The 20,822-nt window shown below is 71.0% G+C and carries 17 protein-coding genes; 10 read left to right on the top strand and 7 right to left on the bottom strand.

The annotated features are described in order from the left end of the window. Positions 1-17 precede the first annotated feature (17 nt). The 3 genes from ACIRS4_RS16140 to hisD all read right to left on the bottom strand — a co-directional run bounded on the left by ACIRS4_RS16140 (position 18) and on the right by hisD (position 3,714). A complete protein-coding gene (locus ACIRS4_RS16140) occupies positions 18-686 on the bottom strand; it encodes a ThuA domain-containing protein (RefSeq protein WP_404195584.1) in 669 nt (222 codons plus the stop codon). Further along, positions 683-2,293, bottom strand: coding sequence for an APC family permease (locus tag ACIRS4_RS16135; protein ID WP_404195582.1), 1,611 nt, complete (start codon positions 2,291-2,293; stop codon positions 683-685). Before ACIRS4_RS16135 ends, ACIRS4_RS16140 begins: the two co-directional genes overlap by 4 nt. A 95-nt stretch (positions 2,294-2,388) precedes the next feature. Continuing rightward, positions 2,389-3,714, bottom strand: coding sequence for a histidinol dehydrogenase (hisD, locus tag ACIRS4_RS16130; protein WP_404195579.1), 1,326 nt, complete (start codon positions 3,712-3,714; stop codon positions 2,389-2,391). Between the two features lie 128 nt (positions 3,715-3,842). Between hisD and ACIRS4_RS16125 the strand changes: the two genes are divergently transcribed. Next, on the top strand, positions 3,843-5,450 hold the full coding sequence (locus ACIRS4_RS16125; RefSeq protein WP_404195576.1) for a PucR family transcriptional regulator: 1,608 nt from the start codon (positions 3,843-3,845) through the stop codon (positions 5,448-5,450). A 12-nt stretch (positions 5,451-5,462) separates the two neighbouring features. Here the strand turns inward: ACIRS4_RS16125 and ACIRS4_RS16120 are convergent, their stop codons facing one another. After that, entirely contained in the window at positions 5,463-7,046 is a 1,584-nt protein-coding gene (locus ACIRS4_RS16120) for a GMC oxidoreductase (RefSeq protein WP_404195574.1), read from the bottom strand. 238 nt (positions 7,047-7,284) lie between these two features. Here ACIRS4_RS16120 and ACIRS4_RS16115 point away from each other — a divergent pair, with 238 nt between their 5' ends. Continuing rightward, a complete protein-coding gene (locus ACIRS4_RS16115) occupies positions 7,285-8,856 on the top strand; it encodes a GMC family oxidoreductase (protein ID WP_404195572.1) in 1,572 nt (523 codons plus the stop codon). A gap of 26 nt (positions 8,857-8,882) precedes the next feature. On the opposite strand, the gene ACIRS4_RS16110 is transcribed toward ACIRS4_RS16115, so the two are convergent. Beyond that, complete coding sequence (locus ACIRS4_RS16110; RefSeq protein ID WP_404195569.1) at positions 8,883-9,644, bottom strand: DeoR/GlpR family DNA-binding transcription regulator; 762 nt, start codon at positions 9,642-9,644, stop codon at positions 8,883-8,885. A gap of 90 nt (positions 9,645-9,734) precedes the next feature. Here ACIRS4_RS16110 and ACIRS4_RS16105 point away from each other — a divergent pair, with 90 nt between their 5' ends. The 3 genes from ACIRS4_RS16105 to ACIRS4_RS16095 all read left to right on the top strand — a co-directional run bounded on the left by ACIRS4_RS16105 (position 9,735) and on the right by ACIRS4_RS16095 (position 12,775). Next, positions 9,735-11,003 (top strand): MFS transporter, encoded by a 1,269-nt coding sequence (locus tag ACIRS4_RS16105; protein ID WP_404195566.1) that lies wholly within the window; start codon positions 9,735-9,737, stop codon positions 11,001-11,003. 98 nt (positions 11,004-11,101) lie between these two features. Then, positions 11,102-12,085 carry an LLM class flavin-dependent oxidoreductase gene (locus tag ACIRS4_RS16100; RefSeq protein ID WP_404195564.1) on the top strand — a complete coding sequence of 328 codons (984 nt, stop codon included), beginning with the start codon at positions 11,102-11,104 and terminating at the stop codon, positions 12,083-12,085. Between the two features lie 132 nt (positions 12,086-12,217). Next, positions 12,218-12,775 (top strand): glycoside hydrolase family 25 protein, encoded by a 558-nt coding sequence (locus ACIRS4_RS16095; protein ID WP_404195562.1) that lies wholly within the window; start codon positions 12,218-12,220, stop codon positions 12,773-12,775. A 25-nt stretch (positions 12,776-12,800) separates the two neighbouring features. Here ACIRS4_RS16095 and ACIRS4_RS16090 read toward each other — a convergent pair whose 3' ends face one another. Continuing rightward, entirely contained in the window at positions 12,801-13,013 is a 213-nt protein-coding gene (locus ACIRS4_RS16090; RefSeq protein WP_404195559.1) for an EF-hand domain-containing protein, read from the bottom strand. 108 nt (positions 13,014-13,121) lie between these two features. Between ACIRS4_RS16090 and ACIRS4_RS16085 the strand changes: the two genes are divergently transcribed. Next, positions 13,122-13,754: a GNAT family N-acetyltransferase gene (locus ACIRS4_RS16085; protein ID WP_404195555.1), complete on the top strand. Its 633-nt coding sequence runs from the start codon at positions 13,122-13,124 to the stop codon at positions 13,752-13,754. 19 nt (positions 13,755-13,773) lie between these two features. On the opposite strand, the gene glgX is transcribed toward ACIRS4_RS16085, so the two are convergent. Next, positions 13,774-16,008, bottom strand: a complete 2,235-nt coding sequence (glgX, locus tag ACIRS4_RS16080) for a glycogen debranching protein GlgX (RefSeq protein WP_404195552.1) — start codon at positions 16,006-16,008, stop codon at positions 13,774-13,776. A gap of 152 nt (positions 16,009-16,160) precedes the next feature. Here glgX and ACIRS4_RS16075 point away from each other — a divergent pair, with 152 nt between their 5' ends. The 4 genes from ACIRS4_RS16075 (at position 16,161) to ACIRS4_RS16060 (ending at position 20,733) form a co-directional block, all read left to right on the top strand. Continuing rightward, positions 16,161-17,408 (top strand): Ig-like domain-containing protein, encoded by a 1,248-nt coding sequence (locus ACIRS4_RS16075; RefSeq protein ID WP_404195549.1) that lies wholly within the window; start codon positions 16,161-16,163, stop codon positions 17,406-17,408. 219 nt (positions 17,409-17,627) lie between these two features. Continuing rightward, positions 17,628-18,872 (top strand): Ig-like domain-containing protein, encoded by a 1,245-nt coding sequence (locus tag ACIRS4_RS16070; RefSeq protein ID WP_404195547.1) that lies wholly within the window; start codon positions 17,628-17,630, stop codon positions 18,870-18,872. 345 nt (positions 18,873-19,217) lie between these two features. Then, entirely contained in the window at positions 19,218-19,985 is a 768-nt protein-coding gene (locus tag ACIRS4_RS16065; RefSeq protein ID WP_404195545.1) for an enoyl-CoA hydratase/isomerase family protein, read from the top strand. Positions 19,986-20,229: 244 nt separating this feature from the next. Next, positions 20,230-20,733 (top strand): ATP-binding protein, encoded by a 504-nt coding sequence (locus ACIRS4_RS16060; RefSeq protein WP_404195543.1) that lies wholly within the window; start codon positions 20,230-20,232, stop codon positions 20,731-20,733. Positions 20,734-20,822 lie beyond the last annotated feature (89 nt).

The following is a 20,822-nucleotide window of genomic DNA, read 5'->3' as shown; positions in this document are numbered from 1 at the left end:
CGGTTCGGATGGTGGGGTCAGGCGTTCTGGCGGGCGGCCCAGGCGAAACCCTGTGTGCACAGGCGGGTGACGTCCGGGTTCTGGAGGTCGTCGAGGTCGTGTCCGACCGCGCTGTAGAAGACGCGGCCCTGTCCCCAGGTCCGGGTCCATGCCTGAGGGATCGTCTTCCCTTCCAGCCAGGGCAGGTGTTCGCCGGTGAAGGTGCTCTCGGCCAGGACGTGGTTGTTGGGGTCGACGGACATGTAGTACTGCTCCGACGCGACCCGGAAGTCCTTCACTCCGGCGGTGATCGGGTGGCCGGCGTCCGTGACGGTGACCTCGTAGGGATACTTCACGCCTTCGCCGGCGGGGTGTTCGAGGAAGCTGCCGCCGATGAGCCAGTGGTACTTCAGGCTTGTGCGGAACGCGGCGGCGGCGCCGTGCCAGGCGGCGATCCCGGTGCCGTTCTCCACCGCGCCCAGCAGGTTCGACTCCTGGGCGGCGGTCAGGCCCTCGGACAGCAGAGCGTTGTTCCAGTTGAGTGCGATGAGGTCGTAGCCGGTGAGGTCGGCGTCGAGGGAGAAGATGTCGTTGGTCTCGTCGACGTCGAATCCGAGGTTCTTGAAGATCGGGAGGGCCCATTCCTCGGCCACCTGGTAGGGCTTGTGCCCCGGCCAGCCTCCGTACAGGTACAGCACGCGGGTCATGTGTCGCTCCCTCCGGTCGTTCGGGCCATGGCCGCGGCGCGCTCGCGCAGACGCGCGGCGACCTCCATCGCGTCGCCCTCCGGGGCGGTGGACTTGCGCTCCGGCTTCATGACCAGCAGGTACACCAGGCCCACGGCCGCGACGACGAGGAAGCCGACGAGTGCGATCCACTGGTCAAGGAGCGGGGTTCCCGCGCCGCCGGTGGGCAGGGCGAGAAGGACCATTCCGAGCACGCCGTAGATCAGGGCGGCCACGTTGACCACGAAGCCCCAGCGGCCGAGGGTCCAGGCCCCGGCGGGGCGCCAGCCCTTCAGACGCATCCGCAGCGCGGCCAGCACGACCATCATGAACGCCGCGTATCCGGCCAGCACCTGGAAGGACACGATCTTGGTGAGGGAGTCCGGCGAGTAGTAGACGAACACGAAGATCAGCAGCGGGACGACGTTCACGGCCAGCAGCGCGTTCATGGGGACGCGGTGCCGCTTGGAGATCTTCGAGAAGACGCGGGATCCCGGGAACATGTCGTCGCGGGCGAAGGAGAACACGATCCGGCTCGCGGCGGCCTGCTGGCTCATCACACCCGCGATGAAGGACGTGATGATGACGGTGAGCACCGCCTTCGTGCCCACGATGCCGAGCGAGTTCTGCAGGATCGAGGGGATCGGGTTGGTGTCCTCGCCCGAGAGGATCGAGCCGAGGTCCGGAGCCGCGAGCGCGTAACCGACGAACGCGAGCAGCGCGGCCACTCCGCCGACGGCCACGGTCAGCTGCATGGCCCGCGGGATGCTGCGGGAGGGGTTGGGGACTTCCTCCGCGATCTCGCCGCACGCCTCGAAGCCGTAGAAGAGGAAGAGGCCGACGAGGGAGGCGGCGATGAAGGCCATGATGTAGTCGTCGTGGTTGGAGCTGCTGGTCTCGAAGAAGATCGCGACCGAGTTGTGCCGTTCGAAGATCAGCAGGTACAGGCCGACGAGGACGATGCCGATCAGTTCCGCGGCGAGTCCGATCTTCGAGATCAGAGCCAGTGTCCTGGTGCCGAAGCAGTTGCAGATGAGGCAGACGACGGTCATGCCGATCGCGATCCACAGGCGCTGGGCGGGGGTGGAGCTGATGCCGGGCGCGTCGGCGGTTCCGGCGAAGAGGCTGGCCAGGAAGTCCGAGCTGAAGAGTGCGGTGCTGGTGATGCCGATGGTGATGGTGCAGATGTAGATCCACGCGTTGAACCAGGCGTAGCGCCCGTTCCACAGCCTTCGGACCCATTGGTAGAGCCCGCCCGCGAGCGGGAACTGCGAGACGACCTCGCCGAAGACCAGCGCGACCAGGAACTGTCCGGCCCCGACGATGCCGATCCAGAAGATCGACGGTCCGCCGGCCGTCGCCAGACCGACCGCGAAGAGGGACACGACGCCCACGAGGGGCGAGAGGTACACGAAGCCCAGGGCGAAGTTGCCCCACAGGCTGACCTTGCGGTCGAACTTCTGCTCATAGCCGAGTACGGCGAGCAGTTCGGCGTCGGCGGCCGAGGAGACGGGACTCCCGGTCCCGCCCGTGGAACTGACGCGGGTGGATCTGGGCGCCGCGTGCGCCTCGTTCTCCGTAGCTGACATGACGATCTCCGTGGGTCGAGGGGGACATGCTCCTTGTCGAACGGTCGCCGCGCTGCGCCTGCGGGCGGGCGTAAGTCGCGATCCGTCATCGCGGTTCAGCTCTGCTCGAAGGCGTGGTCGGACCAGTCCAGCCGGGCCGATCCGTAGCGCGCGGCGCGGACGTCTCCCGAGCGCGCGTGTCCCTCGAAGTTCTCGATGCGTGAGGCCCTGCCGCAGATCTCGCCGAGCCGGGCGCTGGACCCGGCGTCCCTGATCTCCTGGTAGGTCACGGTCTTGAGGTACTTGCCGACCCAGAGTCCGCCGGTGTAGCGGGCCGCTCCCAGGGTGGGCAGCACATGGTTGGTGCCGATGACCTTGTCGCCGTACGCGACGCACGTCTTGTCGCCGAGGAACAGGGCGCCGTAGTTACGCATCCGGTGCAGGGCCTCGCGGGGCTCGGCGGTGAGGATCTGGACGTGTTCGCCGGCGTACTCGTCGGCGAGCGCGTAGGCGGCGTCCAGGGTGGGGACCACGGCCACCTCGCCGTGGTCGCGCCAGGCGGGCCCGGCGACGTCCCCGGTGGGCAGATCCGGCAGCAGCTTGTCCACCCAGGCGATGGTCCGCGCGCCCACCTCCTCGGACGTCGTGATGAGGACCGTCGGGGAGTCGGGTCCGTGCTCGGCCTGGGACAGCAGGTCCGTCGCCACCACGAACGGGTCCGCGGTGTCGTCCGCGACGATCAGCACTTCCGTCGGTCCGGCGAACAGGTCGATGCCGACCTCGCCGAAGAGCTGGCGCTTGGCCTCCGCCACATAGGCGTTGCCGGGGCCGGCGAGCATGTCGACCGCGTCGATCGTCTCGGTGCCCAGCGCCAGGGCGGCCACGGCCTGGACACCGCCCATCACGTAGATCTCGTCGGCGCCGGCCAGATGCATCGCGGCGATGCTCACGGGCGGCGGAGCCCCGCGGTCCGGCGGCGTCGTCGCGGCGACCCGCTGGACACCGGCGACCTTGGCCGTCAGGACGGTCATGTGCGCCGACGCGGTGAGCGGATAGCGGCCGCCGGGGACGTAAGCGCCGGCCGCGCCGATCGGGATGTTGCGCTGTCCCAGGAACACCCCGGGCAGAGTCTCCACCTCGAAGTCGGTGAGGGAGTCCCGCTGCGCCCGGGCGAAGCCGCGGACCTGCTCCTGGACGAACCGCAGGTCGTCGAGGACCGTCTCGGGGACGGAGGAGACCACGGAGGCGACCTCGTCGGGGCTGAGCCGGAAGGACGGCGGGCCCCAGTGGTCGAACTTCTGCGACCAGCGGCGCACGGCGGCGTCACCGCCGGCCCGTACGTCGGCGATCACGTCCGCGACGGTCTCGACGATTTCCGGACGGCTGGCCCGGGCCGGTTTCGCGGCGGCGGGACCCTTGATGTAGTGGCGTTCTGACGACACTCTGCACTCCTCGCACGTGGTCGTGCCGGTGGGGTTGACCTGAAGTCTGAGGAAACGCGCGGGTGTGGCGACAGGCGCAGTGTGTGCAATATTGGCCGTGGAACCAGCACACACCGAGGTAGTGGTTCATGGCTGAACCCCTGACTGTTCGCGCCGCACTCGAACTCGAGGTGTTCAAGCGCACCCAAGTGCGCGTGTACGCCGGAGAGAGGAACCTGGACCGCCCGGTGCGCTGGGTGCACACCGGGGAGATCCCGGACATCCACCGCTTCCTCACCGGCCAGGAGATGCTCCTGACGGCCGGGCTCGGCATGGGCAGCACCGCTCTGCAGCAGCGCGCCTTCGTCCGGCGTGTCGCGGACGCCCGCGCGGCCGTGCTCGTCGTCGAGCTGGCCGGGCGCATGTTCGACTCGATGCCGCAGGCCGCGGTCGAGGAGGCCGAGGCCGCCGGCCTGCCCCTGGTGGGACTGGCCGACGAGATCCCCTTCGTCGAGACGTCGGCCCAGGTCCACGAGGTGCTGGTCGGCATCCGCGTCAAGCAGTTGATCGCCGAGGAGGCCACCAGCCAGGCGTTCATGGATCTGCTGCTGGCCGACGAGGACTACGTGGGCGTGGTCAGGGAGCTGGCCCGCCGCACCGGGCACGCCGTGGTGCTGGAGGACGTGACCCATCAGATGCTCGCCTACGGAGGCGCGACCCCGGAGGCCGACCGGGTGGTCAACGAGTGGAGCGCGCACTCGCGGGCCATTCACGAACGCCACCACCCTCTGGTGGCGCAGGGCAACGAGGCTCCTGCGGCCTCGGCGGCGTCCTTCAGCCAGGTCGAGCCCTGCGCACGCCAGCCCGTGGTCCTGCGCGGCGAGTCCTGGGGCTGGCTCCATCTGCTGCACGGCGAGGTGCGGCCGCACCCGGCCGTGCTGCGGACGCTGGAGCGGGCGGCGGCGGCCGTGGCGATCTCGCTGCTCAGCGAGCGGGAGAGCGGCGCCCGCGCGTCCCAGCGCCAGACGGCGCTGCTGAACCGGCTGATGCTGGGCGACATCACGGGAGAGCGGTTCGTGAGCCTCAGCCTGGCGCTCGGGCAGGACCTGCGCGGACGGGAGCTGATCGTTCTCACCGCGTGGGCGGGGGACGACGAGCCCGTCAGGGACCGTGTCCTCGCCCGTCTTCTGCAGGAGGCCGGCTGGCCGGCCGTCGTGGCCGACACCGGAGAGTTCGACGTGGCGGTCGTGGGCCTGCCCGCACGCACGGACGCGACCGCTGTGCGAAAGCTGTTGACCGATCACGGCGTACGGGGCGGCGTCAGCCGGACCGTGGAGCCGGCGGCCCTGCCGCTGGCGCTGCGCCAGAGCCGCAGCGCGGCCTGCGTCGCGGCGGCGGCGGAGCTCCCGGAGGTCCGCCACTTCGACGATCTGGGAGCCCTGCGTCTGCTCGTCGCGCTCTCGGAGGGTCCGGAACTCAGGCGCTATGTCGAGGACGAGCTGGGCCCACTGCTCAAGCACGACGCGCTCGTGAAGAACCCGTTGCTTCCCACCCTGCGGACCTTCCTCGACTGCGGCGGCAACAAGGCCAGGGCGGCCGAGGAACTCTTCATCCAGCGGCGCACCCTCTACCACCGCCTCGACCGGCTCTCCGAGATCCTCGGCCTCGACCTCACCCAGGTCAGCAACCAGCAGCGGCTGCAACTGGCCATGCGCGGACACGACCTGCTGCGCAAGCCGACGCTGCGGCGGGCCTGACCGCCGAGGACGTCAGCCCTTCGTCGCCCTGGCGAGGGACGGGGCGATGCGCAGGGCGTTCGCCCCGATCGTCAGGGCCGGGTTGAGCGCCGCGGAGGACGGGAAGAACGACGAGTCGGCCACCCAGAGGTTGTCGACGTCATGGCTGCGGCACAGGGGGTCGAGCACGCTCTGCGCCGGGTCGTGACCTGCCACGGCCGTTCCGCACATGTGGGAGTTGGTCTCGATGCCCATGCGCTGGGTGAAGATCAGCGGATAGCCGGCCTTGCGGACCGCCCGGGTCACCCGGCGCACGAGTTCGTGGTGGGGCGCGAGGTTGGTCGGCGTCCAGTCGATGAGGATGCGCTCGCCGTCCACGCGCACCCGGTTGTCCCGGGACGGCAGGTCCTCGGTCGTCAGATAGATGTCGAGGCTTCTGGCCGCCATGAACTTCAGGGCCCAGGTCGGCGCCCACGGACGCGCGGGCTTGAGCATGGGGGCCTGGAGCTTGCCCAGCATCTGGAGGTTGCCGAGCGGCCAGCGCGTTCCCGGTCCGGCTTCGTAGAAGTCGTTCAGACCGAGCGTCTTCTGCCACTTCGTGGGGTTGGTCCGCAGGGGGTCGACCCCGACGAAGAACGTGCTGTTGTGGACCATGTAGTTGCGGCCGAGCAGCCCCGAGGAGTTGGCGAGCCCCTGGGGGTGCGAGTCGTCGGCCGAACGCAGCAGCAGCGCGGCCGAGTTGACCGCGCCGCCGGCGAGGGCGAAGCTCTTGGCGTTGATGCGGATGATCCGGCCCGCGTGCCGTGCCTCGGCGGCGACGACCTTGCGGCCGTCGGGCGAGGTGATCAGCCGGGTGACCTCCGCGCCCGTGAGGATCTTCGCGCCGTCGCGCAGCGCGGGGAGCAGCAGCCGGTTCTCGGCGTCGGACTTCATGCCCGTCTCGTCCGGACAGCCGTCGGCGGTCGTGACGGCGGCGCGGTCGGCCTGCGTGCTGATGTTCAGGGCGTTCGGCGTGTGGAACGGGTGCAGGCCCTGCCTGCGCAGCGACCGGGAGAACCGCTCGATCTCCGGTTCGTGCTGGAGCGCCGGGTAGGGGTAGGGCTTGGAGCGGGGCGGCTCGGTGGGGTCCTCGCCCGTCTGCCCGTGCACCTGGAGCAACTGCTCCATGACGGTGTAGAAGGGCTCCAGCTCGTCGTAGCCGAAAGGCCAGGCTCGCGAGACGCCCTCGTGGTGTTCCACCTCGGTGAAGTCACTGCGCCGGAAACGGGGCAGCATGGCGCCGTAGAAACGGGTGTTTCCGCCCACCCAGTAATACACACCGGGCGCGAACGGCTTTCCGGTGCTGCCGTCGTACCAATAGCCCGCGTTTTTGTAGCGGCCTTTGATGTACATCTCGGCCGGTTGCGAGTTCTCGGGTTCACGGGGCAGGAAACGGCCCCGTTCCACGACGAGCACGTCGAGACCGGAGTCCTTCAGCGCCCAGGCCAGCGAGGACCCGCCCATGCCGGATCCGATGATCAGGACGTCCGTGCTGATCTCTTCGGCGGCGTCGGGTGAGACGAGGGAATCGGGCCGGAGCTCCGGGGGCGTGTAATCCTGGCGGACCGGATCGGACATGAGTCGAAATCCCCTCAGACGCTCGGGTGCGGGCTCGGAAAGACCGGAAGTGGTGCCCCTTGCCCTGGCAGTTCCAGGAGAGCCTAAACAGCGGCATGGACGCGGCACATGCACGAGATGGGTAATGACTGCCGCCCCTGTTGCTCACCTCGTGCATGTGCTGGGCGGGCCCGGCGTCTCTAGCGTCGTCACGCACCACGTCGCCGATCAGCGCGTGGGGGACTTCCATGGAGGCGAAATGGACACGGAATCGTATGACTACATCGTCGTCGGGGCCGGCTCGGCCGGTTGTGCGCTCGCGGCCCGCCTGTCCGAGGACCCGGATGTCACGGTCGCGCTGATCGAGGCGGGGCCGCCGGCCCGGGGCCGCCTCTTCGAGATACCCGCACTGTTCTCACAGCAGCTGAAGACGGCGTACGACTGGGACTTCGAGACGGAACCCGAGCCGCGGCTCGCAGGGCGCCGCGCCTACCTGCCGCGGGGCCGGGTGGTCGGCGGCACCAGCTCGATGAACACGATGCTGTACGTGCGCGGTCACCGCTACGACTACGACACCTGGGAGCGGCTCGGCAATCCGGGCTGGGGATACGACGACGTACTGCCGTTCTTCAGGAAGTCCGAGGACAACGAGCGCGGCGCCGACGACTTCCACGGCGTCGGCGGCCCCCTCACCGTCAGCGACCCCCGATCCGTCCATCCGCTGCTGACGGCATGGGTCGAGGCGGCTCAGGACGCGGGCCACAAGTACAACTCGGACTTCAACGGGGCCGAGCAGGAGGGCGTGGGCTACCACCAGGTCACGCAGCGAGGCGGACTGCGGTGCAGCAGCGCGGTGGCGTTCCTGGAGCCGGCCGCCGGCCGTGCGAACCTCACCGTGCTCCCCTCGACGACCGCTCTGCGTCTGAGCTTCGACGGCTCGCGGGCCACCGGTCTGGAGGTCGACCACCTCGGGACCGTCCGGACGATCCGGGTCGAGCGGGAGATCGTGCTGTCCCTGGGGGCCTACAACTCTCCCCACCTGCTGCTGCAGTCCGGCGTCGGACCGGCCGACGAACTCTCCGCAGGAGGGATCGCGCCGCTGCACGACCTGCCTGACGTCGGCAGGAACATGCAGGACCACACCGGGTGCTTCATCAGCTTCTTCAGCGACACCGAGCCGCTCCTGGGACCGGACACCTCCCGGGAGGAGCAGCTCCTGCGGAGGCAGGGCACCGGTCCGATGGCCTGGAACGAGACCGGCGGCTTCTTCAGCTCCGGCGACGACGTCCCCGCCCCGGACATCCAGGTGCACGCCGCGCTGGGCATCGTCCGCGACGAGGGTCTCGCCGCGCCGCTGGAGCCGGGCATGTCGTTCGGGCCGTACGTGGCACGACCCGCGAGCCGCGGCTCGGTGCGGCTGCGGCACTCACACCCGTACGCCAAGCCGCGCATCTTCCACAACTATCTCGACGACCCGGACGACCGCCGGCGGCTGCGGGAGGGCGTCCGCCTGTGCATGCGCATCGCCCGTGAGCAACGGCTGACGTCCCTGCTGCAGTCGGATCTGCGCGCGGCCGCCGGCGCCGGACTGGCCCCGCTGTCGGACAGCGACCAGGACATCAACGACTTCATCCGCACGCAGTCGTTCTCCTTCTACCACCCGTCGGGCACCTGCATGATGGGCAAGGTCGTCGACCACGAACTCCGTGTGCACGGGCTCGAGAACGTCCGTGTGGCGGACACGTCGATCATGCCGACCCTCGTCACCGGCAACACGAACGCCCCCGCCATCATGATCGGCGAGAGGGCCGCCTCGTTCATCCGGTCGTGACCGGCACGGCTCGCGAAGACGTCGCGTCACACCGTCCGGACGACGGTGCCGCCGCCTTGCAGCGCCGTGACCTCGTCGGCGGCCGCGCCGGTGTCGGTGACGAGGGTGTGCAGGCGGGCGGCGGGGCTGACGACGGCGTAGGCGGTGTGGCCGAGCTTGCTGCCGTCGGCGGCGGCGATGACGCGGCGGGCGGAGGCCATGCCCGCCTTCTTCACCGCGGCGTCGTCGAGGTCGTAGGCGGTCAGACCGTCGGCCGCGGTGAGCCCGCAGCAGCCGATGACGGCGGTGTCGAAGCGCAGGGCGGCCAGGGAGGCGAGAGTGAGGGGGCCGGTGAGGGCTCCTTCACCGGCGCGGGGCTGTCCGCCGGGCACGACCAGTGTCGCGGGGCCGGGTGTCTCGGCGAACAGGCGGATGGCCTGCAGGGACAGGGGCATCACGGTGACGGGCCGCTCGCGCAGCAGGCGGGCGACCTCCAGGCAGGTGGTGCCGCTGTCCAGCAGGACGCTCTCGCCGTCGGCGATGAGCGCGCAGACGGCGGCGGCGATCCGGCGTTTGGTCTCGACCGCCTCGTGGGCGCGCAGCGCGAAGGGAGGCTCCTCGCCCCGCAGGAGCAGGGTGCGCGCCCCTCCGCGGACGCGTTCGAGGACTCCCTGGGCGGCCAGGGTGTCCAGGTCGCGCCGGATGGTCATCTCCGAGGCGCCGGTCAGCTCCGCGAGTTCCTGGACCGTGGCGCCCCCGGAGTCCCTGACGACCTTCGCGATCAGCCCGTGCCGGTCTGCGTTGCTCATGCCGTGATTGAACACCACGGGAAAATGAACAACAAACCTGTTCGTTATCGCGGTTTTCAAACACAAAGAATGTTCGTTACGCTGGCCGACATGGAACGTTCCCTGCGAGCCGCCCGCGTGGCGACCTATGTCTACTTCGTCCTGTACGGCACCTTGCTGGGCACCTGGGTGGTGCAGATCCCCGCGATCGAGGAGCGCGTCGGCGTCAGCCACGCCACGCTCGGCGGCCTGCTGGTGGTGCTCGGGCTCGGAGCCTTCACAGGGATGCAGGTGGCGGGTCCCCTGACCGACCGCCTCGGCACCCGCACGGTGGTACCCGCCGGCGGCGTGCTCTGCGGCGCGACCCTGTTCCTGCCCGGCCTCGCCCACGATCCGTGGACGCTGGCCGCCGCGCTGCTGGTCTTCGGGCTCTGCAACGGCTGCCTGGACGTGAGCATGAACGCCCACGCCGTGCACGTGGAGAAGGCGTACGGCCGGCCCGTCATGTCCGGCTTCCACGCCACGTTCTCCGTCGGCGGCGTCCTCGCCGCGCTCGCCGGAGCGGGCACGGCGAGCGCCGGACTGCCCCCGGCCGCGGCCATGGCCGCCATGGGATCGGTGGGCATCGTGGTCGCCCTGGCCGCGGCCCGCGCCCTGCTGCCCGCCGCTCCCGCCGCCGAGAGCACCGGCTCCGCGGAGCAGGCCGGCACGTCACCGGCCGACGAGCGCCGCACCACGACGGGCCGGGTATGGCTGCTGGCCGTCCTGGCGCTGATGGTCATGCTGTGCGAAGGCGCCGCCAACGACTGGAGCGCCCTGCACCTGAGGGACGCCCTGGGCGCCTCCGCGAGCACCGCGGCCTTCGCGTACGGCACCTTCGCCGCGGCCATGACCGTCGGCCGCCTGCTCGCCGACCGCTGCGTCACCCGGTTCGGTTCCCTGGCGATCCTGCGCCACGGCGCGGCCGTGGCCGCCGTCGGCATCACACTCGTGACCGTCGGCCCCTGGATGTGGACCGTGTTCGCCGGCTGGGCGCTGTTCGGCCTCGGCCTGTCGGGCTGTGTCCCGCAGTTGTTCAGCGCGGCGGGGCACGCCGACCCGTCGGCCGCCGGTGCCAACGTCTCCCGTGTCGCCGGGCTCGGCTACGTCGGCATGCTCGCCGGCCCCGCCGTCATCGGCTGGCTGACCCACGTCGTGGCCCTCGACCACGCCTTCGTCCTGTTGACCCTGCTGTGCGTGACCACCGCTGCGGGCGCCGGGGTCCTGCGCACCGGATCCGACCGGAACGGATCCGACCGCGACGGGACCGGCCCCGGGGGATCCGCCCCCGACGGAGCCGACCGCACCCGCCGATGCGAGACGGCAGCCGGCAGCCACTGACCGCTTGTGCGGCACGGGCCCTGACACCCGTGCCGCACAAGCCCTCTCCTCCCGGTCACCAGGGCCGGGCAGGGAAGTCCTCAGCCGAAGGAGCCCCGATGTCCGAGTCCCGCGCACTGCCCGCCCGAGGCCCCGTCGGCGTCATGCTGCCGCTCGATCTCCCCGTCGGCGAGGTGCTGCCCTATGTCCGGCGTGCCGAGGAGCTCGGATTCGACCAGGTGTGGGTGGTGGAGGACCTCGGCTGGCGCGGCGGTGTCGCCCAGGCGGCCACCGTCCTGGCCTCCACCACGAACCTCACCGTCGGGATCGGGATCATGCCCGCCGGCGCCCGCAACGTGTGCTTCGCCGCGATGGAACTGGCCACCCTCGCCCAGCTCCACCCCGGCCGGCTCATCGCGGGGATCGGCCACGGCATGCCCGGCTGGATGCGCCAGGCCGGGTCCTGGCCCGCCAGCCCCCTGACGCTGATCAAGGAGTACGCGAGAGCGCTGCGCCTGCTCATCGCCGGTGAGCCCGGCCCCGCGAACGGCCGGTACGTCCGCTGCGAAGGCGTGGTCCTCACCGAGATCCCGGACATCGTCCCCCCGGTGGTCCTGGGCGTCCGCGGCCCGAAGTCGCAGGCGGTCGCGGGCGAGGTCGCCGACGGTCTCCTCCTGGCCGAGCCCGCCGCACCGGCCTACATCACCGCTTCCCTGCGCAACCTGGGCCGCGACGCCTCCGCGCCCGCTCCGGAGATCGTCGTCTACGACGCCGCCGCCGTCGACGACGACGAGGAAGCCGCCCTGGCCTGCGTCCGCGCCTCTCTGGAGACGGTCGGCGAGCCGCAATGGACCGCCCACATCGACCCCCTGTCCTTCGCCGCGGACCTGCGCGCACACCGCGCCGCCAGCCCCGACGCCCGGCGGTTCGCCCGGACGATGCCCGCCGAGTGGGTCCGCGAGCTGAGCATCGCCGGCACCCCCGCCCAGGCCCGCGCCGCGATCGACGCCCGCCACGCGGCAGGCGCGACCAGCGTCGTCCTCGCCCCGGCGGGCCCCGATCCCCTGGCGGCACTCGACTCGCTCGCCCGCGCCCTGCGCTGAGGGCGGACCCCACGTCAACATCTTTGAGTGTTGAACTCCATCGGGTGACATAGCCGGAGGGAGAGGTTCCGGTGCGGGGGGAGCGGGCATCAGACAACTCCCTCCCCTCCCCCAGCACTTCAGGAGTTCACCATGCTCCGAGGCATCGACGTCAGCGCGTTCCAGTCCTCCGACTACAGTACGGACGGCCTCTCCTTCGTCTTCGTCAAGGCGACGGAGGGGCGTACGTACGTCAACCCCAAGCTCGCCGCCCAGACCAAGACCGCGCGTGAGGCCGGGCTGGTCGTGGGGTTCTACCACTTCCTGTGGCCCGGGAACCTCACCGAGCAGGCGGAGTACTTCGTCGCCAAGGCCCCCGACCGGGCGGGCGACATCCTCGCCGTCGACTGGGAGACGACCGGCGGCGGGACCCACGCGAGCAACGCGGAGAAGGACCGTTTCATCCGCAAGGTGAAGGCCCTGCGACCGGACAACCGCGTGATCCTCTACTGCAACCGGCACTTCTGGCTGAACGTCGACACGACGTCGTACGCCGGGGACGGCCTGTGGATCGCCGACTACGGCACGGCCGGCAAGCCCCGGATCGAGGCCCAGTGGCGCTTCCACCAGTTCACCGACGAGCCCGTGGACACGAACGTGGCCCGGTTCGCCGACCGGGCGGCGCTGCGGGAGTGGGCCTCGGCCGACTGAACGCGCCCACTCCCGTGGCCGTTCGTCACTTGCTCAGGTATGCCCAGAACTCGTCGAACGACAGGAGCTTGTCGCTGTTGAGGTCACGGCTGGCGATGATGGCCTCGGCGACCGACTCGGTGACGTTCCAGTCGCCCTGCTGCGCGAGGGCGGTCTTGAACTCGGCCGCGCTGATGAAGCCGTCACCGTCCGTGTCGATCCGCTGGAACTGCTTGCGTGCTTCTTCGATGTCGACCACCGGGTCCGCCCCTATTCCGTAGCTTTGCTGTCGTACTGACGCAGGTCAGGTTAACGGCCCGAGTGCGCGCCCCGTGCGGCGACCACCGGCGACGCGAGGAGCGGGGCAGTGGAGACGTTGCGGGACATACTCGACGCGGCGGCGCAGGGCGTCTTCCCGCCCGCCGACGGCGGCACGACCGTGGTGCCGCAGCACTCCGCCCGGGACGCCGGCGTGCTGTGCTTCACCGCGCACTCCGTCGTCTTCACGGACGAGGACCCCCGGTGGGTGCGCGAGACGCTCGTGGCCCTCGACTGCGACGCGCTGGCCGCGACCATGAACCCGCTCTTCCTGGCGGCCCTCCTGGAGCGCACGGGCCGCGCCTGCGACACCGTCGACGCGCTGCTCGTCGGCCGACCGCTGCCGGGTGAACCGGCCCTCGCGCTCGAGGAGATCGAGGACGCGGCGCATCCCCGCGTGCGCTACGCGCGTCGACGCCGTGACGACGTGCGCGTCTGGTCCGCGGCGGGCGGGATGCTGGCGATGGGGCGCGGGGTGGGCGGTCGGCTGGAGGTGTCGGTGGAGGTGGACGCCGACGCGCGGCACCGCGGGCTCGGGCGGGCCCTGGTCACCGCGGCGCGGCAGCTCGCCGGTGAGCCTCTGTGGGCGCAGATCGCCCCGGGCAACGCGCGCAGCATGCGGGCGTTCCAGGCCGCCGGGTACGTCCCGGTGGGGTCGGAGGCGCTGCTCCTCCCCCGGTGAGGGACGCGCCGCCTCGGGTTCAGGTGAGGACGCGCAGGAGGAGCACCGAGCGGGCCGGGACCGTCAGGGGGACCGCCGAGGGATGCGAGGTCAGCGGCGGGCGGGACTGGTCCTCCGTCGAGGTGTCCAGGACGAGTTCGTAGCGTTCGGCCCAGGGCGGACCGGGCAGGACGAAGGGGGCCGGGCGGTCGCCGGCGTGCAGGACGGCGAGGAAACTGTCGTCGGTGATGGGGGCGCCCCGCTCGTCGCGGCCGGGGATGTCCCGGCCGGAGAGGTACATGCCCAGCGTGGCCGCGGGGGCGTACCAGTCCCGTTCCGTCATCTCCGTGCCCCGCGGCGTGAACCAGGCCAGGTCGCGCAGCCCGTCCACCGAGTGGGGCCGGCCGGAGAAGAACGCCCGGCGGCGCAGCACGGGGTGGTCGTGCCGCAGGGCGATCAGCCGGGAGGTGAGGTCGAACAGGTTCTTCCAGCCCGGGTCCTCCAGCAGTTCCCAGTCGACCCAGCTGATCTCGTTGTCCTGGCAGTACGCGTTGTTGTTGCCCCGCTGGGTCCGCCCCATCTCGTCGCCCGCGACCAGCATCGGCACGCCCGTCGACAGCAGCAGCGTGGTCAGCAGGTTGCGCAGCTGACGGCGGCGCAGGGACCGTACGCGTTCGTCATCGCTCTCACCCTCCGCGCCGCAGTTCCAGGCGCGGTTGTCGTTCGTGCCGTCCCGGTTGCCCTCGCCGTTGGCCTCGTTGTGCTTGCGCTCGTAGGAGACGAGGTCGCGCAGGGTGAACCCGTCGTGGGCGGTGACGAAGTTGACCGAGGCGTACGGCCGCCGGCCGCCCCAGGCGTACAGGTCGCTGGAGCCCGACAGGCGGTAGCCCATCTCACGGACGTCGGGCAGCGCGTGCCGCCAGAAGTCCCGGACGGCGTTGCGGTAGCGGTCGTTCCACTCGGTCCACAGGGGCGGGAAGGCGCCCACCTGGTAGCCGCCGGAGCCGACGTCCCAGGGCTCGGCGATCAGTTTCACCCGGCGCAGGACCGGGTCCTGGGCGATGACCGCGAGGAACGGGGAGAGCATGTCGACGTCGTGCATGGAGCGGGCCAGCGCCGCCGCGAGGTCGAAGCGGAAGCCGTCGACGCCCATCTCCGTGACCCAGTAGCGCAGCGAGTCGGTGATCAGTCGGAGCACCTGCGGCTGGACGACGTGCAGCGTGTTGCCGCAGCCGGTGTAGTCGGCGTAGCGGCGGGCGTCCGACTGCAGGCGGTAGTAGCCGCGGTTGTCGATGCCCTTGAGCGACAGCGTCGGGCCCAGCTCGCCCGCCTCGGCGGTGTGGTTGTAGACCACGTCGAGGATGACCTCGATGCCGGCCGCGTGCAGTGCCCGCACCATCCGCTTGAACTCGCCGACCTGCTGCCCCCTGGTGCCGGACGCGGCGTAGGCGGCGTGCGGGGCGAAGTAGCCGACGGAGTTGTAGCCCCAGTGGTTCTTCAGGCCGCGGCGCAGCAGATGGTCCTCGTGGGCGAACTGGTGGACGGGCAGCAGCTCGACGGCCGTGACGCCCAGCTTCACCAGGTGCTCGATCGCCGCGGGGTGCGCCAGACCCGCGTACGTGCCGCGCAGTTCCTCGGGGATCGCCGGGTGCCGCATCGTGAAGCCGCGCACGTGCAGTTCGTAGATGACGGAGTCCGCCCAGGGCGTCTTGGGCCGCCGGTCGTCGGCCCAGTCGTCGTCATCGTGGACGACGACGCCCTTCGGGACGAACGGCGCGGAGTCCCGTTCGTCGCGCACGGTGTCGGCGACATGCTGCTCGGGCCAGTCCCGCACATGCCCGTACACCTCGGGCGGCAGCGCGAACTCGCCGTCCACCGCGCGCGCGTAGGGGTCCAGGAGCAGCTTCGCCGGGTTCCAGCGCCCGCCGGTCCACGGGTCCCAGCGGCCGTGCACCCGGTAGCCGTAGCGCTGCCCGGGCATCACGCCGGGGACGAAGCCGTGCCAGATCTCGTGGGTCAGCTCGGTGAGGCGGGCCCTGGTCTCCCGGCCCTGCCCGTCGAAGAGGCACAGCTCGACCGCCTCCGCACCCGCCGCCCACAGTGCGAAATTGGTGCCGGCGACGCCGTCCGGGCCGACCCGGAAGCGGGCGCCCAGCGGTGTGGACGCGCCCGGCCACACCGGCACGCCCGGCGTCGCCCGCCGTGTCCCGTTCACGACGGCGGACGCGGCGGTGCGCCTCTCCGCCACCGCCTCCTGCTCGGCTGCGCTGGACACCGTTGCGCCTCCCGCGGCTCGTGGAACGACGGTGGCCCCGGGGCGTACGGCGTCCCGGCCGCGGCCCCCTGGCGTCGTCCTCCTCCCTGTTCTGCCCAGACCGTGCCTCGCACTCACGTTTCCCCGGAGCGTGCCCCGTCGTTGGGTATCGCGTGAGGCACGTACAACGGCGCGCGCGGCGCGCGGGGGCCGCGCTGGCCGCCGTACTGACATGGGCAGGACTGCTGGCCGGCGCGGCCGGCTGCACCGGGGAGGGCGCCGGCGGCGGCCCGGACCTGACGCAGGGCAAGGCGCCGCCGGCACAGGACGTCATCCGCGTCACCCCGCGGGACGGGGCACGGGCGGTGCGCCCCGGCAAGGAGCTGCGGGTGCGGGTGACCGAGGGGCGGCTGGAGTCGGTGAAGGTCGTCAAGTGGCAGGACGCGCGGGAGACCCCCGTGCCGGGCGGGCTCTCCGCCGACGGGCGCACCTGGAGCCCCCGCGAGGCGCGGCTCGGGCTCGCCGCCCGGTACACGGTCGACGCGGTGGCCGTCGACGGCAAGGGCCGCCGCTCGGCCCGGCACACCGCCTTCACCACCTTCGTCCCCGAGGAACGCTTCATCGGCTACGTCACGCCGGAGAACCGCTCCACCGTCGGCACCGGGATGATCGTCTCCCTGGAGTTCAACCGGGAGATCGCCGACCGGGCCGCCGTCGAGCGCGCGGTCCGGGTCACCGCCGAGCCGGCCGTCGACGTCCGGCCGCACTGGTTCGGCGACAGCCGGCTGGACTTCCGCCCCGAGACGTACTGGCGGCCCGGCACCCGGGTGAGCGTCGCGCTGCGCTTCCGTGACGTGGAGGCCGCGCCGGGGGTCTACGGGCTCCAGGACAGGACGTTCTCCTTCACCGTCGGCCGGCACCAGGTCTCCCGTGTCGACGCCGCCGCGCACACCATGGAGGTACGGCGCGAGGACGAACTGATCGCCACCGTCCCCGTCACCGCCGGGGCGCCGAAGACGACGACGTACAACGGCAAGATGGTGGTGACCGAGATGCTGGAGCTGACCCGGATGAACGGCGCCACGGTCGGCTTCAAGAAGAAGGACGGCAAGAGCGAGTACGACATCCCGGACGTGCCGCACGCCATGCGGCTGACCAACTCCGGGACCTTCCTGCACGGCAACTACTGGGCGCCGGCGGACGCGTTCGGCACGGTCAACCTCAGCCATGGCTGCGTGGGCCTCAGGGATGTGAAGGGCGGCGGTTCCGACACCCCGGCGGGCTGGTTCTTCGACCGCAGCCTCGTCGGCGACGTCGTCGAGGTCGTCAACAGCAAGGACAAGACGGTCGCGGCGGACAACGGGCTCGGCGGCTGGAACATGGACTGGGAGGAGTGGACGGAGGGCACCGCGGTGGAGTGACGGCGCCTGCGACTCGGTGAGCTCGATGATCTCCTCTCCCTGACGCGCCGCATGTTCCCCGCCCCCGTTTCGGGAACCTTTCCTCCCAAGGTCGAAGTTGGGACGGAACGGTGACAGTCGGGGGCCGCCAGGGCCGTTGACCTTGTGGTTAATATGCGGCCAGCGCGGGGGACGCGCCGGTGCGCGGGCCTGACCGGCCCGGGGGAGGGGAAGAGAAAAGTGAACGTGCGACCGATATCGGGGGCATCGGTTGGCAGGCGCTCACGCGGCCGCGACAAGCGGCTGGCGATGATCGTCGGGGGGCTGATGCTGGCCGTCACGGCCTGCGGCGGGGGCGGGGACTCCGGCTCGGAGAAGCCGAAGGCCGACGGGGGCTCCGGCTCGGCCACCGCGCAGGGCGCGCAGTCGGAGGCGGTCGTGAGCATCGCCCCGAAGGACGGCGCGAAGGACATCGACACCAACGGAACGCTGAAGGTCACCGCCGCGAAGGGCAAGCTGACCGAGGTCGTCGTCAAGGACGCCAAGGGCACGGCGATACCGGGCGCGATCTCCGCGGACGGGGCCGGCTGGACGCCGAGCACGCATCTGGCCGCCGCCACCAAGTACCAGGTGCACGCCGTGGCGAAGGACGCCCAGGGCCGTACGGCCGCCGAGGACACCAGCTTCACCACGCTGACCCCGGAGAACACTTTCGTCGGCGACTTCACGCCGGAGGACGGCTCCACGGTCGGGGTCGGCATGCCGTTCTCGGTCCTCTTCACGCGGGGCATCACCAAGCCGGCGGACGTCGAGAAGGCCATCACCGTCAAGACCGAGCCGGCCGTGGACGTCCAGAGCCACTGGTTCGGCAACGACCGTCTGGACTTCCGTCCAGAGAAGTACTGGAAGGCCGGCACCAAGGTCACGGTAAAGATGAACCTCGACGGCGTCGAGGGCCGTGAGGGCGTCTACGGCAAGCAGACCAAGACGGTCTCCTTCACCATCGGCCGCAACCAGGTCTCCGTGGTGGACGTCGACAAGCTGACCATGCAGGTCACCCGGGAGGGCAAGACCGTCAAGAGCATCCCGGTCACCACGGGACAGCCCGGCATGGAGACCTGGAACGGCCAGATGGTCATCAGCGAGAAGCTGACGGTGACCCGGATGAACGGCGAGACGGTCGGCTACGGCGGTGAGTACGACATCAAGGACGTCCCGCACGCCATGCGGCTGACCACCTCCGGGACCTTCATCCACGGCAACTACTGGGGCGGCGACGCGTTCGGCAACCGTAACGCCAGCCACGGCTGCATCGGCCTGCGCGACGTGCGCGGCGGCTATGACAGCGGGGTGCCGGCCGCGTGGTTCTTCAAGAACTCGATGATCGGCGACGTGGTCGTCGTGAAGAACTCCAACGACGAGGTCGTGGCCGCGGACAACGGCTACAACGGCTGGAACATGTCGTGGGCGGAGTGGAAGAAGTAGTTCCGCCCCCTCCCTCCCGCTGACCGGGCCCGGCGCCGTGACCCACGGCACCGGGCCCGGTCACGTCGGTCACCGCACTGCGCCGCCCCGGGGGCAACCCCCGGACCCCCGGCCGCCGATGTGACCCGCCGCACCGCCCCGGCCCCGGTTAGTCCCCGTGCTGCGCCACCCCGGGGGCAACCCCCGGCCCCCCGGACCCCCGGCCGCCGATGTGACCCGCCGCACCGTCCCGGCACCGGTTAGTCCCCGTGCTGCGCCACCCCGGGGGCAACCCCCGGACCCCCGGCCGCCGATGTGACCCGCCGCACCGTCCCAGCACCGGTTAGTCCCCGTTAACCTGCTCGCATGACCGTGAATCTCGAAGTCGCCGAGGGCGTCGGCACGATCCGTCTCGACCGCCCGCCCATGAACGCGCTGGACGTCGCCACCCAGGACCGGCTCAGGGAGCTGGCCGAGGAGGCGACCCGTCGTGACGACGTACGGGCCGTCGTCATCTACGGCGGCGAGAAGGTGTTCGCGGCGGGCGCGGACATCAAGGAGATGCAGGACATGGACCACACGGCGATGATCCTGCGCGCCCGCGCGTTGCAGGACGCCTTCACGGCGGTGGCCCGGATCCCCAAGCCGGTGGTGGCGGCCGTGACGGGCTACGCGCTGGGCGGCGGCTGCGAGTTGGCGCTGTGCGCGGACTTCCGGATCGCCGCGGACAACGCGAAGCTGGGCCAGCCGGAGATCCTGCTCGGCCTGATCCCCGGCGCGGGCGGCACCCAGCGGCTCGCCCGGCTGGTCGGCCCGTCCAAGGCGAAGGACCTGATCTTCACCGGTCGCATGGTCAAGGCGGACGAGGCGCTGAACCTGGGTCTGGTGGACCGGGTGGTCCCGGCCGGCGAGGTGTACACGCAGGCGCACGCGTGGGCGGCGAAGCTGGCGCAGGGTCCGGCGATCGCGCTGCGCGCGGCGAAGGAGGCGATCGACACCGGTCTGGAGACGGACATCGAGACGGGTCTGGCCGTCGAACGGAACTGGTTCGCGGGCCTGTTCGCCACGGCGGACCGCGAGATCGGCATGCGGAGCTTCATGGAGGAGGGGCCGGGGAAGGCGAAGTTCCTGTGAGACGGGCCGCGTGAAGGTGCGGTTCACCGGATTACGGGAACCTTAAGGCAGCCTTAAGCCTGTCTTGTCCGGGGAGTCGGGGACCCGCTTATCGGCCGGTCGTCGCGGCAGGTGGACGCGGGTTTCCCCCGACCCCGTCCACCTTCGGCGCATACCGCGGGCACCCTTCGGAACAGTGCCCTCCAGGGGGTGCATTCCTTGGGAACCACCCCGGCGATCGCCCCGGACGGCCATGATGGGGGGCATGGCGGGGCTGGAGGACATCGATCAGCCGCGGGGGGACGGTCGCGTGGCCGCGGCACGCTGGTCGCCCGCGGTCGTGGACGAACGGGCGCTCAACGCAGTGGAGTTGTTCGGCGACCCGACCGAGGCGGAGGTCCGGCTGCCGTCCCGTCCCGAGTCCGCCGCCACCGCCCGCCGGCTCGTCCAGGTCATCGTCCTGCGCCGCTGGCAGCTCAGCGCCAGGATGACCGAGGACGCCGTGCTGCTCGCCTCGGAACTCGTCGGCAACGCCGTCCGGCACACCGGCGCGCGGGTCTTCGGCCTCCGGATGCGCCGCCCTCGCGGCCGGATCCGCGTCGAGGTGCGCGACCCCTCCCGCGGACTGCCCTGTCTGATGCCGGTGCAGGAGCTGGACGTCAGCGGCCGGGGCCTGTTCCTCGTCGACAAGCTGGCCGACCGCTGGGGGGTCGATCTGCTGCCCCGGGGCAAGACGACATGGTTCGAGATGAGGGTCGCGGACCACTGACCCCACCGCACCGCCGCCAGGCCGTTCGCATGGTCGAACGTGCAGGTCGTAGGACTTTCGCACGATCACGTTCCGGCCAAAACTCGCTG

Source organism: Streptomyces sp. NPDC101166 (assembly GCF_044768125.1).
In the GTDB taxonomy this organism is placed as follows: domain Bacteria; phylum Actinomycetota; class Actinomycetes; order Streptomycetales; family Streptomycetaceae; genus Streptomyces.
This window is presented reverse-complemented; position numbering and strand designations above follow the sequence as displayed.